16 protein-coding genes and 1 tRNA gene are annotated in these 16,277 nt (G+C 61.5%); 7 read left to right on the top strand and 10 right to left on the bottom strand.

Features of this window, described 5'->3' with window-relative positions:
• Positions 1 to 90: 90 nt before the first annotated feature.
• The 5 genes from R1W01_RS11705 to R1W01_RS11685 all read left to right on the top strand — a co-directional run bounded on the left by R1W01_RS11705 (position 91) and on the right by R1W01_RS11685 (position 4,694).
• The gene (locus tag R1W01_RS11705) at positions 91 to 795 is read left to right on the top strand and encodes an ABC transporter permease (protein ID WP_243612019.1); all 705 of its coding nucleotides are present in this window, start codon (positions 91 to 93) and stop codon (positions 793 to 795) included.
• On the top strand, positions 789 to 1,502 hold the full coding sequence (locus R1W01_RS11700; protein ID WP_297756827.1) for an ATP-binding cassette domain-containing protein: 714 nt from the start codon (positions 789 to 791) through the stop codon (positions 1,500 to 1,502). The genes R1W01_RS11705 and R1W01_RS11700 overlap by 7 nt, the downstream gene beginning before the upstream one ends.
• Positions 1,499 to 2,305 (top strand): substrate-binding domain-containing protein, encoded by an 807-nt coding sequence (locus R1W01_RS11695; protein ID WP_297756826.1) that lies wholly within the window; start codon positions 1,499 to 1,501, stop codon positions 2,303 to 2,305. The genes R1W01_RS11700 and R1W01_RS11695 overlap by 4 nt, the downstream gene beginning before the upstream one ends.
• Before the next feature lie 251 nt (positions 2,306 to 2,556).
• Positions 2,557 to 3,531, top strand: coding sequence for a bifunctional enoyl-CoA hydratase/phosphate acetyltransferase (locus R1W01_RS11690; protein WP_297756824.1), 975 nt, complete (start codon positions 2,557 to 2,559; stop codon positions 3,529 to 3,531).
• Positions 3,528 to 4,694, top strand: a complete 1,167-nt coding sequence (locus tag R1W01_RS11685; protein ID WP_297756822.1) for an acetate/propionate family kinase — start codon at positions 3,528 to 3,530, stop codon at positions 4,692 to 4,694. The genes R1W01_RS11690 and R1W01_RS11685 overlap by 4 nt, the downstream gene beginning before the upstream one ends.
• Before the next feature lie 3 nt (positions 4,695 to 4,697).
• On the opposite strand, the gene R1W01_RS11680 is transcribed toward R1W01_RS11685, so the two are convergent.
• From R1W01_RS11680 to R1W01_RS11665, 4 genes are read right to left on the bottom strand one after another with little or no spacing between them, the layout of a single operon-like run.
• Positions 4,698 to 5,459 (bottom strand): aspartate/glutamate racemase family protein, encoded by a 762-nt coding sequence (locus R1W01_RS11680; protein WP_297756820.1) that lies wholly within the window; start codon positions 5,457 to 5,459, stop codon positions 4,698 to 4,700.
• Positions 5,456 to 6,634: a M24 family metallopeptidase gene (locus tag R1W01_RS11675; RefSeq protein WP_297756818.1), complete on the bottom strand. Its 1,179-nt coding sequence runs from the start codon at positions 6,632 to 6,634 to the stop codon at positions 5,456 to 5,458. Before R1W01_RS11675 ends, R1W01_RS11680 begins: the two co-directional genes overlap by 4 nt.
• Positions 6,627 to 7,820, bottom strand: a complete 1,194-nt coding sequence (locus R1W01_RS11670) for a diaminopropionate ammonia-lyase (protein WP_297756816.1) — start codon at positions 7,818 to 7,820, stop codon at positions 6,627 to 6,629. The genes R1W01_RS11675 and R1W01_RS11670 overlap by 8 nt, the downstream gene beginning before the upstream one ends.
• Complete coding sequence (locus tag R1W01_RS11665; RefSeq protein ID WP_297756814.1) at positions 7,817 to 8,968, bottom strand: amidohydrolase; 1,152 nt, start codon at positions 8,966 to 8,968, stop codon at positions 7,817 to 7,819. Before R1W01_RS11665 ends, R1W01_RS11670 begins: the two co-directional genes overlap by 4 nt.
• A gap of 127 nt (positions 8,969 to 9,095) precedes the next feature.
• On the opposite strand from R1W01_RS11665, the gene R1W01_RS11660 reads away from it, so the two are divergent.
• Positions 9,096 to 9,545: an Lrp/AsnC family transcriptional regulator gene (locus R1W01_RS11660; RefSeq protein WP_243612028.1), complete on the top strand. Its 450-nt coding sequence runs from the start codon at positions 9,096 to 9,098 to the stop codon at positions 9,543 to 9,545.
• Between the two features lie 51 nt (positions 9,546 to 9,596).
• On the opposite strand, the gene R1W01_RS11655 is transcribed toward R1W01_RS11660, so the two are convergent.
• The 5 genes from R1W01_RS11655 to eutB form a co-directional block, all read right to left on the bottom strand.
• Positions 9,597 to 10,970, bottom strand: a complete 1,374-nt coding sequence (locus R1W01_RS11655; RefSeq protein ID WP_297756812.1) for an aspartate aminotransferase family protein — start codon at positions 10,968 to 10,970, stop codon at positions 9,597 to 9,599.
• A 13-nt stretch (positions 10,971 to 10,983) separates the two neighbouring features.
• Positions 10,984 to 12,459 (bottom strand): NAD-dependent succinate-semialdehyde dehydrogenase, encoded by a 1,476-nt coding sequence (locus R1W01_RS11650; RefSeq protein ID WP_243612030.1) that lies wholly within the window; start codon positions 12,457 to 12,459, stop codon positions 10,984 to 10,986.
• A 118-nt stretch (positions 12,460 to 12,577) separates the two neighbouring features.
• Positions 12,578 to 13,057, bottom strand: coding sequence for an Lrp/AsnC family transcriptional regulator (locus R1W01_RS11645; RefSeq protein WP_297756810.1), 480 nt, complete (start codon positions 13,055 to 13,057; stop codon positions 12,578 to 12,580).
• A gap of 6 nt (positions 13,058 to 13,063) precedes the next feature.
• Positions 13,064 to 14,050, bottom strand: a complete 987-nt coding sequence (locus R1W01_RS11640; RefSeq protein WP_297756808.1) for a cyclodeaminase — start codon at positions 14,048 to 14,050, stop codon at positions 13,064 to 13,066.
• Positions 14,040 to 15,047: a hydroxyectoine utilization dehydratase EutB gene (gene eutB / locus R1W01_RS11635; protein ID WP_297756807.1), complete on the bottom strand. Its 1,008-nt coding sequence runs from the start codon at positions 15,045 to 15,047 to the stop codon at positions 14,040 to 14,042. The genes R1W01_RS11640 and eutB overlap by 11 nt, the downstream gene beginning before the upstream one ends.
• 229 nt (positions 15,048 to 15,276) lie before the next feature.
• On the opposite strand from eutB, the gene R1W01_RS11630 reads away from it, so the two are divergent.
• A complete protein-coding gene (locus tag R1W01_RS11630; RefSeq protein ID WP_297756806.1) occupies positions 15,277 to 16,170 on the top strand; it encodes a DUF5672 family protein in 894 nt (297 codons plus the stop codon).
• Positions 16,171 to 16,193: 23 nt separating this feature from the next.
• Here R1W01_RS11630 and R1W01_RS11625 read toward each other — a convergent pair.
• Positions 16,194 to 16,269 (bottom strand) — tRNA-Thr (locus R1W01_RS11625).
• Between the last annotated feature and the right edge of the window lie 8 nt (positions 16,270 to 16,277).

Raw genomic sequence — 16,277 nt, 5'->3', positions numbered from 1 at the left:
TTTCGCATCAAACCCTGCCGCTTTCAGCCCCTTGCTCCAGCGCCTTAATCGCCTAACCTGCCCCCGACTCGGCAGGAAAGCGCGATAGATATGGACGACCTCTGGCAAGGCATGCTCGCGGCCCTGCGCCTTATCGTGGCGCTGGATGCGGACCTGTTCGAGATCATCGGCCGCTCGCTCTATGTCACGCTGACCGCCACGCTCATCGCCTCCGCCATTGGCCTGCCACTTGGCGCATGGCTCGCCGTGAGCCGCTTTCGCCAGCGCCGCGTGGTGATCTCGCTTCTGAACGCCCTGATGGGCCTGCCGCCGGTCGTGGTCGGCCTGATCGTCTACCTGATGTTCTCGCGCGCCGGTCCCCTCGGCGTCCTAGGGCTGCTCTTTACCCCCACAGCGATGATCATCGCCCAATGCATCATCATCACGCCCCTCATCGCCTCTATCGCCCACCAAGCACTGCGCGATCTCTGGGCGGAGTACCATGATCTCCTGATCTCGATCTCGACAAGCCGCCTGACCCGCATCCGCACGCTTCTCTGGGACGGACGCCGCGCGCTCCTCACCGCCTCGCTCGCAGGCTTTGGCCGCGCCATCGGTGAGGTCGGCGCGATCCTGATCGTCGGCGGCAATATCGACCACGTGACCCGCGTATTGACCACGGCCATCGCGCTTGAAACCTCCAAGGGCAACCTCGCCATGGCGCTCGCCCTCGGCCTGATCCTGATCGCCCTGGCCATTGGCGTGAACCTCGCCGTGCACGGCCTGTCGAGGACGGAAAGGACGCCGCGATGGTAGATCTCCTGCCCCTGACCGTGACCGAAGCCAGCGTGCGCAAAGGTGGCCGCACGATCCTCGGCCCTGTGTCCCTATCCCTTTCCGGCCCTGGCACCACGATCCTCCTCGGGCCCAACGGTGCCGGGAAATCAACGCTCCTGCGCCTCATGCACGGGCTCGACCGCCCCGCCTCCGGTTCGGTCTCTTGGGCTGCACCACGCGACATCGCTCACCTGCATCAGGCCTTTGTCTTCCAACATGCGATCCTCCTGCGCCGCTCCGTGCTCGACAATATCGCCTACCCGCTGATCGCCCACGGCACGCCCCGCAAGGCCGCCCGCGATGCGGCCTGCGACTGGCTCGACCGGATCGGCCTCACAGCCCATGCCAACCGCGCCGCGAATACGCTTTCCGGCGGCGAGCGACAGAAGATGGCCATGGCCCGCGCCCTCATTCGCGAGCCTTCGGTGCTTTTCCTGGATGAGCCCTGCTCCAATCTCGACGGTCAGGCCACCGCCGAGATCGAAGCCCTCCTGCAAGACGCAAGCGCCCACGGCACCCGGCTCGTCATGGCCACCCATGACCTCGGACAGGCCCGCCGCCTCGCAACAGACGTGCTCTTTGTCCACAAAGGCAAAGTCCAAGAGCACGCCCCCGCCACTTCGTTTTTCACAGGCCCAGCCACCCAAGAAGCCAAGGCCTTCCTCAAGGGAGATATCGTCCTATGATCCGCACCACCCTCATGGCCCTTGCGGCCTCAACCCTGCTCGCCGGTCAGGCGCTTGCCGATGACATCCGCATGGCCGTCACGACCTCGTTCCACAATTCCGGTCTCGCCGAAGTCCTCCTGCCCGAAATCAAGGAAGACCTCTATCTGACGGTGAACCTCGTCGTCGTCGGCACGGGCCAAGCCCTGCGCCTTGGCCGCGCGGGCGACGTGGACGCAATCCTCGTCCATGCCAAGGCGGCAGAAGAGGCATTCGTCTCCGAAGGCCACGGCGTCGCGCGCGTGCCGTTCATGTATAACGACTTTGTTCTGATCGGCCCCTCCGCCGACCCGGCAGGCATTGCCTCGACCGAGACCGCCGCCGACGCCCTGAACGCGATCCGTACCGCCGAGGCGCCCTTCGTCAGCCGTGGCGACGATAGCGGCACCCATAAGAAAGAGCTCTCGCTCTGGTCCGGTGCAGGGCTCGATGCCTCCGGTTTCGACACCGCATGGTATCGCGCCGTCGGCGCCGGCATGGGCGCGGCCCTCAACACCGCCTCCGGCATGAACGCCTACATCATGTCCGACCGCGCGAGCTGGCTCAAATTCGCCAACAAGGGCGATCTGGCGCTCCTGTTCTCCGGCGATCCGGTGCTCTTCAATCAGTATAGCTACATCATGGTGAACCCAGAGATGCACGGTCACGTGAAACCCGACCTCGCCGCCAAGCTTCAGGACTGGTTTCTGAGTGACCGCGCCAAGGCCCTGATTGATGGCTACACGCTGAACGGCGAAAAGCTCTTTACCTACAACGCCGAATAAACTCTTAAGCCCCCGGTCCTTGCACCGGGGGTTTTCCTTTGTGACTTGTGCACCGACGCAATACCGACGTGATACCGACGCGATGCAGACCTGCGTTTTTTGCCGAAATGACACGCACTTCCGTTACGGAACCCCTGCGATACGCGACGGAATTTGCCCTATGTCATTTGCCCTTGCTAGAACTGGTCTATGACGGGGCAACCCCGCTTCCCCGTGCCCCTTCCGCACGCGCCGACATAGGAGACAAGCCCTTGATTTTGCCCGTAGATCCCGCCGATCACGCCACAAAGGAAGTGCACGCCAAGGGCGCGACCTTCGATCAGATGCTCGTTGCGACCCGCGATCTCGACCCGATCCCGACTGCCGTGGTGCATCCTTGCGACGAAGCCTCCCTAGAAGGCGCCCTCTACGCCCAACAAAACGGCCTCATCACCCCCATCCTCGTCGGCCCCGAAACCAAGATCCGCGCCGCCGCAAAGGCTGCGAATCTCAACATCCAAGGCATTGAAATTGTTCCTTCTTTGCACAGTCACGACTCAGCCAAGAAAGCGGTCTGCCTGGTGCATGAGGCCAAGGCACAGGCGCTGATGAAAGGCGCGTTGCACACGGACGAATTGATGGGCGAAGTGGTTCACAAGGAGCGTGGATTGCGCACCGAACGCCGCATGAGCCATATCTTTGTGCTTGATGTGCCAACCTACCCCAAGCCTCTCCTGATCTCCGACGCCGCCATCAACATTTTTCCCGACCTCGAAACCAAGGCCGACATCGTCCAGAACGCCATCGAACTGGCCCAGGCCATCGGCGTCGACACCCCCAAAGTCGCGATCCTGTCGGCGCTCGAGACCGTGAACCCGCGCATCCCCTCCACGGTCGAAGCCGCCGCGCTCTGCAAGATGGCCGACCGGCGTCAGATCACTGGTGGCATCCTCGATGGCCCGCTTGCCTTCGACAACGCGGTGTCCAAGGAAGCCGCTGAAACAAAAGGGATTGTTTCGGATGTAGCGGGTGATCCCGACATTCTGATCGCTCCCGATCTCGAGGCTGGGAACATGATCGCAAAACAGCTCATGTATCTCGCCGGCGCCGATTCCGCGGGCCTTGTCCTTGGTGGACGTGTGCCCGTCATGCTGACAAGCCGCGCCGACGGCACCCTGTCGCGCGTGGTCTCTGCCGCTCTTGCCCAACTTCTCGTGCATCACCGCCTCGGAAAGGGCATCCTGTGAGCCAATCCGCGATCCTGACCCTCAACGCCGGCAGTTCGTCAATCAAATATGCCCTCTATGGCACCGACGCAGAGCGCCCTTTGATCGCCAAGGGACTGATCGATCGCATCGGCCAATCCCCAGAGCATCATGATACCGAGGGCGACACCCCTTTGCCGACGTCCGGAGGCACCGACCACAAAGCCGCCCTCGCATGGCTGACGGACCGCCTGCAATCTCGCTTCCCCGAGGTGCAAGTGATCGCCGCCGGGCACCGCGTCGTGCACGGTGGACAGGATTTCTCAGAGCCCACGAGGATCACTCCGCAAGCCCTTGAAAAGATTGCAGCGCTTTCGCCACTCGCCCCGGCACATCAGCCACATAACCTTGCCGGGATCGAGGCCATTGCCGCCGTTTGGCCCGACCTGCCACAGGTCGCCTGTTTCGACACCGCGTTCCACCGTTCGCAACCGCGCCTCGCCCAGCTTTTCGCGATCCCGCGCGCATTGAGCGACGAAGGCATCCTGCGCTACGGTTTTCACGGGCTGAGCTATGACTATATCGCCTCCCGGCTCCCTGCCCACCTCGCCAAAGAAGATCGCCGCCGCGTCATCGTCCTGCATCTCGGCCACGGCGCGAGTCTCTGCGCCATGAAAGACGGCCAAAGCATCGCGACCTCCATGGGGTTCACGGCGCTCGACGGGCTAATGATGGGCAAGCGGTGCGGCGCGATTGATCCCGGTGTGATCTTTCATCTGCAACGCGCCAAGGGTCTGAACACCGACGAGACCGAAACCCTCCTTTCCTCGCAATCCGGCCTGCTCGGTGTCTCCGGCGGCCTTAGCAGCGACATGCGCGACCTTGCAGCCAGTGACGATCCCGCCGCACAAGAAGCCATCGACCTCTTCATCTATCGCTGTGTGACTCAAATTGGCGCCAAGGCCGCCGCGCTTGGCGGGGTCGATGCGATTGTCTTCACTGCTGGGATCGGAGAGCACGCCGCCACGGTGCGCAAGGGAATTCTTGAAGGATGTGAATGGCTTGGCGTAGACCTCGACGACGACGCCAACAGCCAGAACGCGCGCGTGATCTCCAAGCAGAGCAGCAAGGTCAAAGCCCTCGTGATCCCCACCAACGAAGAGCACGTGATCGCCGATCAGAGCCTTGCTTTGCTCGACCTCTAGGGACTAGCCCTCGGGCAGGTCAGATGTGAAAAGCCGCCCCATACCCGGCATCGCCTCCTGCACCCCCGCAAGGCGCAACATATGCCAGCCCAGCGCCTGATTGCTCGACAGGACAGGAACCCCAGTCGCGCTCTCAACCCGGTCAATCACATTGAGACACCGCAGGTTGGTGCAGGCGATGACGATCCCGTCACAGTCGGTCGTCTCCGCCATTTTGCGCGCCGCTGTTTCAATGGACGCTTCGGTGATCCGCGCCACCACGCGGTCGTCGCCTTCTTCGAAAGAGCCAAACCCCGCGATCGCAAACCCCGCATCCTCCAGCCGCGACCGCATCCGCGCCGACACGGCAGGCACATAGGGCGTCACAAACCCGATCCGCGTCATCCCAAGCCGTCTTCCCGCCGCAATGATCGCGGCAAGGGGGTTTGTCACGCGAGACTTGGGAAAAACACTTTGAATTGCCTTCTCGACGTTCTCTGACCCGATCACCGAGGATGCCGAGGTACAGCCATACCCAATCACGTCAAAATCAAGCGCCTGCGGCAGAAGCGCCGCGGAGGCAGGCATGTCCGCCTCCATCTGTGCCAACGTGGATTCGCTCACTTCTGTCTTCATCGGGATGCGGCTATGGTAGAGCGCCACATGATCGAGCGTGCCGGTCATCTGCGCCAATTCCGGCTCAAAGGTCTCATCCGTCGACAGAACGATTGCACCGAGCGTCGCACGGGTGCCAATGCCGTTGTCTGTTTCGAAGCCAAGTTTCATGCAGTTCCCCCGATCACCGGAAGCCACTCCGGCGCGCGTTTCGTCAACAGTTCTGCGCCCTGCGCGCGGATCACGATATTCTCTTCCTGCACCATGAGACGCCCCTCGCCGTAGTCCAGAGAGGGTTCGAGGGTCAAGACCATGTTCTCTTGAAGAACCGTCTCGTCAAACCCCGCGATCGAGGGCACCTCGGTGAGTTGCATCCCCAATCCATGGCCAAGCCGCCCGACATCGCCGCCCTCGCCCCCGGCCTGCTTCAGAACACCGTTCATTGCGGCAAACACGTCGCGGCAAGTCGCACCGGGACGTGCCGCGGCAATACCTGCTTCTGTCGCCTGCCACAGGGCCTCATAGGCGCGACAGGACGCTGCATCCGCGTGTGCCACGGCATAAGTCCGGTCAAAATCACAGAAATACCCGTCCCAAGTCATGCCTGTGTCGAGCATGAAGATATCCCAAGCCTGCAAGGGTCGCATCGACGGTGGAGAGATCACGTCGTGATAGCCGCCCTGATCCGCTCCGCCGACAAGATACGGCACCTCATCCGCCCCTTGCAAAAGCGCCTCGCGCCGGAAGCTGCGAAAGACCTCTTCAAAGGGCATGCCTTCCGAGATCAACTCTGGCACACGGTCAAAACTACGGGACGCAATCCCACAAATATGGCGGATCTTCGCGATCTCCGCCTCTGACTTCACCATGCGCAACCCCTGCACGAGGTCCGTCGCATCCCGGAACATCAACCCCGGCAACGCCGCGCGCAGGCGTTCGAAATCGGCCAGCGGCATCCGGAGCGTTGTTTCATGCCCCATCATCAGCCCGACACTCTCGCCACCCGCCGCAAGCGGCTGAAGAAGGTCGCGCAGAAGGCTGATGCCGTCATCTTGCGGGCACGGGGCCGCCCATGTGCGGATATCGTCGATCCAAGTCTTACCCATGAGCACCGCGCCGATCTCTGGGATCACGGCAATCGGTTTGCCCTTCACTGGTACAAACAGGAACCAAGGCCGCGTCGGGCTTTGCCAGAACGGCGTGAAGAACCCTGTGAAATAGCGTACCTCCGGCTCGGTCATAAGAAGAAGCCCGGCAAGCCCCTTTTCCCTCATGCCCGCTTGCGCCCGCTCTGTGCGCGCGCTGAACTCCGCTTCCGCGAACCCACGCAGCGGCGTCTTAGCCATGCATATCGCCCTCCATGATCTGCCGGAAAATCTCCGGGTCTGTCACGCCCTCGGAGCCAATCAACAGCACCCGCGAGTTTGCCCCAAGGCCAAGTGCCTGCCAAAGCGTGTCATCCATCTGTGCCGCGATCAATGCCGCAAGTCCCGCGACCGCGCTCTCGCCCGCCTCGACCTTGGCGTCCCCGGTCTCTTGGCGCGCAAGGAGGCGCACGGTCGGCGCGACGATACTGTCGGGGATCGTAAGAAAGTCCGTTGCCTCCTCCCGAAGCACGTCCCAAGCCATCTCCGAAGGCTCCCCACAAGAGAGCCCCGCCATGATCGTTTCTTCGGCAATGACAACCTGCGTCGCTGCCCCTTTGCGGGCGCTCTCGATCAAGCACGCGGCAAGCTCCGGCTCAACCACAACAACACGGGGGCTCTCCGCCCCCCAATACTGGCGCAGGGCCGCCGCCGCCGCAGCCGCAAGCCCGCCGACACCGCCTTGAAGGAACACATGGGTCGGCGCGGCCTCCATCGCTTCGCAGGCCTCGCGCACCATGACACCATAGCCTGCCATCACGTCACGAGGCGGGGCGCTATAGCCGGGCCAGGACGTGTCCGAGACCACAAACCAGCCATTCGCCTCTGCCTCTGCCTTGGCAAGCGCAACCGAGTCGTCATAGTCCCCGGTAATTCGCACCACCTCGGCGCCAAGATCGCGCATCGCCTGTGCGCGCCCTTCGCTCACCTCCGCATGGATATAGATCCGGCAAGGCGCGCCAAACCGCTGACACCCCCAGGCGAGCGAACGACCGTGGTTGCCATCCGTCGCCGACACAAGCGTGATCTCACGACAGGCATCGGCATAGCGTCCCTCCCTGATCGCTTCGAGTGCCACCTCCTCGCCTGTGCGTCGCACGATCTCTCTCTGCAATACGCGCAACGCCGCGTAAGACCCGCCCAGCGCCTTGAAACTGCCAAGTCCAAAACGCGGCCCTTCGTCCTTATACTCGATCCGTGCCACGCCCAGCGCACGGGCCAACCCCTCCAAGGAGACCAAAGGCGTCGGCGCATAGCCCGCCCACTGCGTGATCTCCTCATAGGCGCGCGCAAAATCATCCCGCGTGAGGACCCGCTCTGCAGCGTCGCCTCTCTCGGGTGCTACGGCCACATGCGCCAGCTTGGCCTTGGCAAATGCCTCGTTCATGGATCTGTCCTTTCCGTCTTCAGCCGATCACGCACAAGCGACGCCCAGAACGCGGCCCCTCGGGTGAGCAGAGCATCATTGAAATCATACGTATCCGAGTGGAGCGGCTGCCCATGCGCCCCGTCCTCGCCATTCCCCATCAATAGGAAACACCCCGGCACGGCGGCGGCGAAATGCGCGAAATCCTCGGAGAAACTCATCGACGGGCGCTCTTTCACCACGGCAAGCCCCGCACCCTCTGCCGCGCGATAGACCGCCTCGACAGGCCCGGATGCGTTGATCGTCTCGATGAACTCTGTCTCAAAGGACATCTCGGCCTTGACCCCATGCGCCGCCGCAATCCCCTCGACAAGCCGCCGCATATGCGCCTCAAGCGCGATGCGATCCTCCGGCGCCTGGGCACGCGCATCCCCCTTGAGCACCGCTTCGCCGGGCAGGACGTTGCGCTGTCCATCGGTCAAGAATTCCGTCACAGACAAAACCGCCCCCGACCCCGGAGCCATCTTGCGGGCGACCACCGTCTGAAGCGCCAGCACCATCTCAGACCCCACGGTGAGCGCATCCACCCCCACATGCGGCATCGACGCATGTCCGCCCTGGCCCATGATACGGATCTCGAAAAGGCTCTCACTATTGCAGATAAGCCCCTTGCGGGTCGAGACCTGCCCCACTGGCGCACCGGGCAGGTTGTGGATCGCATAAACCTCCTCGACCGGGAACCGCTCAAGCACCCCTTCTGCAATCATCGCCTGCGCACCGAGGCCGTGCTCCTCGTTCGGTTGGAACAAGAAAACCACCGTGCCGTCAAAGCCGCCGTCCTTGGCAAGAGTTTCCGCCGCCCCAAGGAGCATGGTCATATGTCCATCATGGCCGCAGGCATGCATAGCACCATCGATTTCCGAGACATGGTCATGCGTCCCGCGCTCCTGAATCGGCAACGCATCCATATCCGCGCGCAAACCGATGGCGCGATTGCCCGTCCCCGCGCGCAGGATACCCACCACGCCCGCACCTTCATGCACCTCGAGACCGAGATCCCGCAGGGCGTCTGCCACCCGCGCCTTGGTGCGATCCAAGGCGAACCCGATCTCCGGCGACGTGTGGAAGGCATGCCGAAGCGCCACCAGCTTTTGTTCGAATGTGTCCATTGGGCTTTTGTCTTGATCCAGCGTTGTTGCGCCAGCCTAGCGCAAACACGGGCGGCGCAATGTCGAAATTCCCGCCGCCGTGACGAATTTCATTTCCAATCGCGCTTTGAGCGATCAAAATCGGCACATGGATGACAAAGACCTCGACATTTTGCGACTCGTACAACGTGACGCCCGTCTGACCGCAGACGCAATCAGCCACGAGGTCGGACTCTCTGCGCCCGCCGTTCAGAAGCGGCTCAAACGCCTGCGCGAAAGCGGGGTGATCGAACGCGATATCGCCGTCCTGTCGCCATCGAAGCTCGGACGCGAAATGACGATCATCGTCGAGGTGATCCTTGAACGCGAAAGCCGCGCCCATCTCGACGCGTTCAAGCGCCGGATGCGTGGCGCACCTTGTGTGCAGCAATGCTACTATACCACTGGCGAAGCGGATTTCGTCCTGATCCTCACCGTCGAGGATATTCAGGAATACGAGGCGTTCACCCAGACCTATTTCTTTGATGAATCCAACATCAGCCGCTTCAAGACCGCCGTGGTCATGGACCGGGTCAAGGTCTCACTCGACGTGCTCTGACATGAAAAAGGCCGGCGCAATGGCCGGCCTCTCCCTTGTATTGTGCGGCACTTATCCAAGAACCGATTTCACGGCGCGCACGGTGGCGGCGACCACGGTGTCGGCCTCCTCACGCGTCAGGCAGAACGGCGGCGCAAAGCCGAGGATATCGCCCTGCGGCATGGCGCGTGCGATGACCTTGTCCTGCTCGAGAAGCTTCGCCGACACCTGCGGGCCGATCTTGTCGGCGGCGTCAAAGAAGGTCCGGCTGTCCTTGTCCTTCACGAACTCAACCGCACAGAGCATCCCTTCGCCGCGCACATCGCCGACATTGGCATGACCTGCAAGCGCGTCCGACATGGCCTTGTTGAGATAGGCGCCAACCTCCCCTGCGTTCGACACGAGGTTCAACTCGTCCAGAAGCTTGAGGTTCGCGACACCTGCCGCCGCTCCGATCGGGTGGGCCGAATAGGTCCAGCCGTGGCCAATCGGGCCGTTCTCGTCCGTGCCCTGCTCAAGCACCTTCCACATCTTGTCGCCCACGATGGAACCTGAAAGCGGCGCATAGGCCGAGGTCAGACCTTTGGCGATGGTGATGAGGTCCGGCTCGATCCCGTAATGCTCAGACCCAAACATCGTCCCGAGACGGCCAAAGCCGGTCACAACCTCATCCGCGACGAGAAGGATGTCATGCTTCTTGAGCACCGCCTGGATTGCTTCCCAGTAACCCGCCGGCGGCGGCACGATCCCGCCCGTGCCAAGCACCGGCTCGCCAATGAAGGCCGCGATCGTATCCGCGCCTTCGCGCTCGATCAGCGCCTCGAGCGAAGCCACGCACTCGGCCACGAACTCTGCCTCGGTCTGGTCGAGGTTCTCACGACGGAAATAATAGGGCGCATCGGTGTGGATCACCTGCTCGACCGGAAGGTCGAACTTCTTGTGGAACAACTCCAGCCCGGTCAGCGAGCCCGTCACGAGACCAGAGCCATGATAGCCGCGCCAGCGCGAGATGATCTTCTTCTTCTCGGGGCGGCCAAGGATGTTGTTGTAATACCAGATCAGCTTGACGTTGGTTTCGTTCGCATCCGAGCCGCCAAGACCGAAATAGACCTTCGACATGTTCTTCGGCGCGCGATCAAGGATCATCTTCGAAAGCGTAATCGACGCCTCGGTGCCGTGACCCACATACGCGTGATAATACGCAAGCTCTTTCGCCTGCTCACCGATGGCCTCGGCGATCTCCTGACGACCATAGCCGACATTCACACAGTAGAGCCCGGCAAACCCGTCGAGAAGCTTGTTGCCGTCACGGTCTTCGATGAAGACGCCCTCGGCGGTGCGGATGACACGGTTCGGCGCTTCGCCGCGCGCGAATTGGGCAAGATGGGTCGAGGGATGGAAGAAGTTCTCGCGATCCCATTGTTCCAGTTGGTCATTACGAAGCATTTGTTGTCCTTTCTTATGCCCAATCACGGCAGACGTATTTGATTTCTGTAAACTCTTCCATGCCAAGACGCGATCCCTCGCGCCCAAGGCCGGATTGCTTGGTCCCGCCAAAGGGAATCGGCGCGCCAGTGACCTTGGTGCGGTTCACGGCGACCATCCCGAATTGCAGCGACCGGCTCATGCGATAGATGCGGCGTGGGTCATGGCTGTGGAGATAGGCGACAAGGCCATACTCCGTGTCATTGGCCTTGGCGACGACCTCGTCCTCGGTCTCAAACGGCGTGATCGCCGCGACCGGGCCAAAGGTCTCGTCATGCATGATCTTGGCCTCCATCGGTACATCAACAAGGACCGTCGGCGCATAGAACAGCGGCCCAAGATCAAGACGCGCACCGCCACAAGCCAGCTTCGCCCCCTTGGCAAGCGCATCCTCGACATGCTCTTCCTGCTTGAGAACCGCCTTCTCGTTCATGAGTGGCCCAATATCGGGGTCATCCATGCCAACTCCGACGCTCAACGCCTTGGTCGCCTCGACGAACTTGGCGCAAAAGGCATCGTAGATGGCCTTCTCGACAAAAATCCGGTTCGCCCCTAGGCAATCCTGCCCGGAGGTCGCGAATTTCGCCTTGATGGTTTCTTCTACCGCGAGGTCGAGGTCGCAATTCTTAAAAACGATGACCGGCGCATGTCCACCCAGCTCCATCACGAGCCGTTTGACCGTATCTGCCGACTGGCGATAAAGCAGCTTTCCGACCGGCGTCGAGCCGGTGAACGAGAGCGCGCGCACGCGGTGGTCTTCGGTCCAAGGCTTGACGACCGTCGCCGCATCCCCCGTCACCACGTTGAAGACCCCGGCGGGAATGCCCGCACGCTCGGCCAACTCGGCCAGCGCCAACGCGCTGAACGGCGTCTCCGCCGACGGGTGCGCCACAACCGTGCAGCCTGCGGCAAGCGCAGCGGCGGCTTTGCGGGTGAGCATCGCCGAGGGAAAGTTCCAAGGCGTGATGAGTGCCGCAACGCCCACTGGCTCGCGCCAAAGCTCAACCTCGGCATCCGGCAGGTGGCTTGTCACGCCTTCGATGTTCGGACGCTTGGTTTCCTCGGCGTAGAACTCGACAAAGGCCGCGCCATAGTCGATCTCTCCCCGCGCCTCGGAAAGCGGTTTGCCCTGCTCGAGCACCATGATCCGCGCAAGGTCTTCCTTATGCGCGATCATCAGATCGAACCATTTGCGCAGAAGCGCCGAGCGATCCTGTGGCAAGAGATTGGCCCAGGCGTCGAATGCGGCCTGCGCCGCATCCACTGCCGCAGTTGATTCTTCTGCTGAAAGGCTTGCCACGTCGCCAATCAACTCGCCGTTCGATGGGTCCGTAACCTTGATCGCGGCGCCATCCTTGGCCGCACACCATTTGCCGTTGATATAAGAAAAAGACCGCACAAGCGCCTTGTCCTCAATATCGCTGCGCGCTGAAAGAGCTGTCTCACACATCGCTTTCTCCCCTGTTTGCCCAGAGAGAGTGCCTGTTTGTCACAGAAAAGGTGGCTGAACTTTCGCCCACACGCAGACGATTCAACTGCGCGCACTGCCTCTCACAGCCCGGATTTCATCACTCACCTGAGAGAAGGATATCGAACGGAGGCACACCACCGCCTTTGACGGGCTTGGTCACCACATAGGTGAAATAGCGCGACAAACCGATCCGCGCATCGAGCATGGCATCAATCAGCCTCTGATAGGCGTCGATATCGCGGGTGACGATCTGCAAGATATAGTCGAACCCCCCGCCAAGCGCCCAACAGGCCACTACCTCGTCATAGCGCTCCATCGCCTCTTCAAAGGCGCGAAAGCTCGCTGCCGTGTGATCTGCGATCTCAACGGCCACGAAAACCGTCACATGCGGCGCAAGTTTGCGCAGGTTGACTCGCGCGCCATACCCCTCAATAAGCCCCGCCTTTTCAAGCTTGCGCAGACGGTCCCAACATGGCGTCGGCGAAAGACCAATACGATCGGCCAGCGCGGCCTTCGTGATCCGCCCCTCTCGCGTCAGAACACGCAGAATCTCGATATCTCGTTGATCAAGCTGCATCTCGCATCAGGCCTCGATCACAGTGCCGATACGGGCGAACTCTTGGCGCACAAAACTCGCGATCGCCGTGTCCTGCGCACCGGTGCCTGTCAGATCACAGATGGTGACATCCTTGTCGCCCTGCCGACCAGTGGCTTTGCCAAGGATCACCTCGCCCAGCTCCGCAGGCGTCCCCTTATCCCAGACACCAGCAGCCATCGCTGCTTCCAACTCGCCACTGACTTCGCATTGGCTCACCCGGTCGCAAACATAGGCATCCGCCGCCGCAAGTGCCGCCGGGTCGATCTCGTTCTTGCCGGCCTGATCTGATCCCATCGCCGTGACATGCAAACCCGGATGAAGCCACTCGGCCTTCAAGACCGGCGCGCGCGAGGGCGTCGTCGTCACCACAAGCTGAGACCGCGCCACGAGTTCTGCCGGATCGCTCACCACCTCGGCCTCGACTCCCAGCATGTCTTGAAGGTCCGCCGCGCAAAGCGCCGCTTTCTCGAGATCGCGCCCCGACACCAGCACCCGCTTGAACGGACGCACGAGATGCGCCGCCTGCATCTGGAGCCGCGCCTGCACGCCGGTTCCGATCACGCCCGCAGTCTCGACGGTCTCCGGCGCCATATGCCGGGCCGCCACCGCGCCCGCCGCCGCCGTGCGAATATCCGTGAGGTATCCATTGTCGAGATAGAGCGCCTCCACGAGTCCCGTCTTGGCTGAGAACAGGATCATCAGCCCGTTGAGGCTCGCAAGACCGAGTGTCGGGTTGTCGAAAAAGCCGGGGCTGACCTTGATGGCGAACCCGTCAAAGCCGGGAATGAACGCCGTTTTGACATCCACCTCGCCATTCGCCTCCGGCAGGTCCATGGATAGGATCGGCGGCATCACGACGCCCTCACCGGCGAGCGCGACAAAAGCCTGTTCAACCACATCCACAACCCGCAGATCAAGCGAGACGACCTCGCGAAGCTGGGCCTCGGTGACAATCTGGATGTCATGCGCCATAGGCTTGTCCTTTCACAAGAAGATCCCCGATCTCCACATCTTCGCCCACCATGATGCGCGCGAAACTCGCCATATCAAGGTTGCGCCCAGTGACAATCGTGCCCACTGGTCCTTTTGGCATGGCGATCTTACCTGCAAGCAATGCCGCCTGCCCAACGACAGAGGCCCCTTCCGCCACAATGCGATCCTCGTAGAACATGACCTGCATCGCGCGGCGAATATCCTCTTCGGTGACAAGCACCGTGTCATCCAAGAGATCGCGGCACAAGGGATAGCTCAGACGGTTCTCAAGACCAATGCCCCCGCCAAGACTATCGGCAAGCGAGGCATATTCCGGCACCTCAACAGGATGCCCTGCGCGGATACTTTCATACATCGCCGCACCGCGATCCATTGAAATACCGATCACCCTGATCTCAGGGTTGATCGCTTTCGCCGCGACCGCCACGCCCGCCGCGAGACCACCACCAGACAGAGGGACCAGAAGCGTCTCGAGATCAGGCCGCGCCTCGAGCATTTCGGCCCCGATGGTCCCCTGCCCGGCAATCACGTGCGGATCATCGAAAGGCGAGATTTCGACAAGACCTTCCGCCTCGCAAAGACGCTGGCTCTCGGCCATTGCTTCGTCCTGCGACTGTCCCACGATCCGCACATCCGCCCCAAGCGCGCGAATCCCGTCGACCTTGGCCTGCGGTACAAGCTCCGACATGCAGATCACGGCCTTCATGCCACGCTGGTTCGCGGCAAAAGTCACGCCGCGGCCATGGTTACCTGTCGAACAACAAGTCACCCCCTGCACATCTTCAGGCAAAGCCATCACTGCCGACACTGCCCCACGCAGCTTAAACGCGCCAATCGGCTGCATGATCTCCATCTTCATTAGGAATTCCTGCCCGATTGCCTTGGACATGAAAGGCGATGGGATAAGTGGCGTTGCATCGGCAACGCCCTTGATCCGCTGACGCGCAGCGAGGATATCGGCAAGGTGAAGAGTCATCGCTACGCTCCCGTGAGACAAGGTAAAACGCCGCCGACAACATCACCCGAACGCGCCCCTGTCAACATCAGGCACACCCCTCTGTGCCGGCACGCGCCACATGCCCTTCTTCGAACATTTGCTAGCTGCACAGAACCCACTGGATCAATCTGCACAAACAAGGCAGGTTGAAGACCAAAGCCGTACTCTTGGCGCACGGCGCTTGCCCTCGAGGTATTAGAAACCTGATATGAAAGACCTGAAGTCAGCCAAGTCAGCAAGACCGCGACAACCGCACCGCACCTGCGCGATCATCATTCCGATCTATCGCTGGCCCCTGACTCGGATGGACGCGCTTTCGGTCGACAAGACCACGCAAGTCCTGTGCAATCACGATATTTACATGGTCGGGCCGCCGTGGCTCCACCAGGTCGCCCCCCAAAGCCTGAATGGCGCAGACATCCACCTCGAGACGTTTGATGCGGCTTTCTTCCGCTCCACCAAGACCTACAACAAGCTCTTGATGTCGCCTGCCTTCTTCAAGACCTTCGCGGCCTATGACTACATGCTGATCGCCCAGACCGACACGCTGACCTTCAGAGATGATCTCGAGCAGTGGTGCGCGGCCGGGTACGACTACATCGGCGCGCCTTGGATCGAATGGGTCAAAGAGCCGACAGAGCCCGGTCCCTTCCCACATCTACGCATGAAAGGCGTTGGAAATGGCGGCTATTCGCTCCGCTCCATCCCACGCGCGCTCCAGACCCTCACGGACTTTCGCCACGCTCCCTTTACAGAATGGGGCCGTTCTCGAAGCACGCTTTGGAACCTCCTGAACAAGATCGAGCACGAATACATCCTCGCGCGAACCACTGGCCCGCTCAGAACCCGGATCAACGAAGATCTTTTCTGGGGCAAGGTTGCGCCAAAGATCAACCAAGACTACCGCCTCGCCCCGACCGAAGACGCGATACGCTTCGCCTTCGAAGCGGCCCCGGAAACCCTCTATGACCTCAACAAGCAACAGCTTCCGTCCGGATGCCACGCTTTCGAACTCTACAACCTGCCGTTCTGGAAAAGCGTGCTGGGCGAGACATACTTCGACCTGCCCAACGAGATCGCCACCCAGCTCACCATAGGCTGACAGCATCGCAAATTGCAGTAAGATGGTGCCCCCACACGGACTCGAACCGCGGACCTACTGATTACAAATCAGTTGCTCTACCAGCTGAGCTATAGGGGCGCTGGAGG

This window comes from Shimia sp. FJ5, from assembly GCF_032918335.1.
Lineage (GTDB): Bacteria > Pseudomonadota > Alphaproteobacteria > Rhodobacterales > Rhodobacteraceae > Shimia > Shimia aestuarii_A.
The sequence above is the reverse complement of the archived record's forward strand: the minus strand, read 5'-3'. Positions and strand labels throughout refer to the sequence as shown.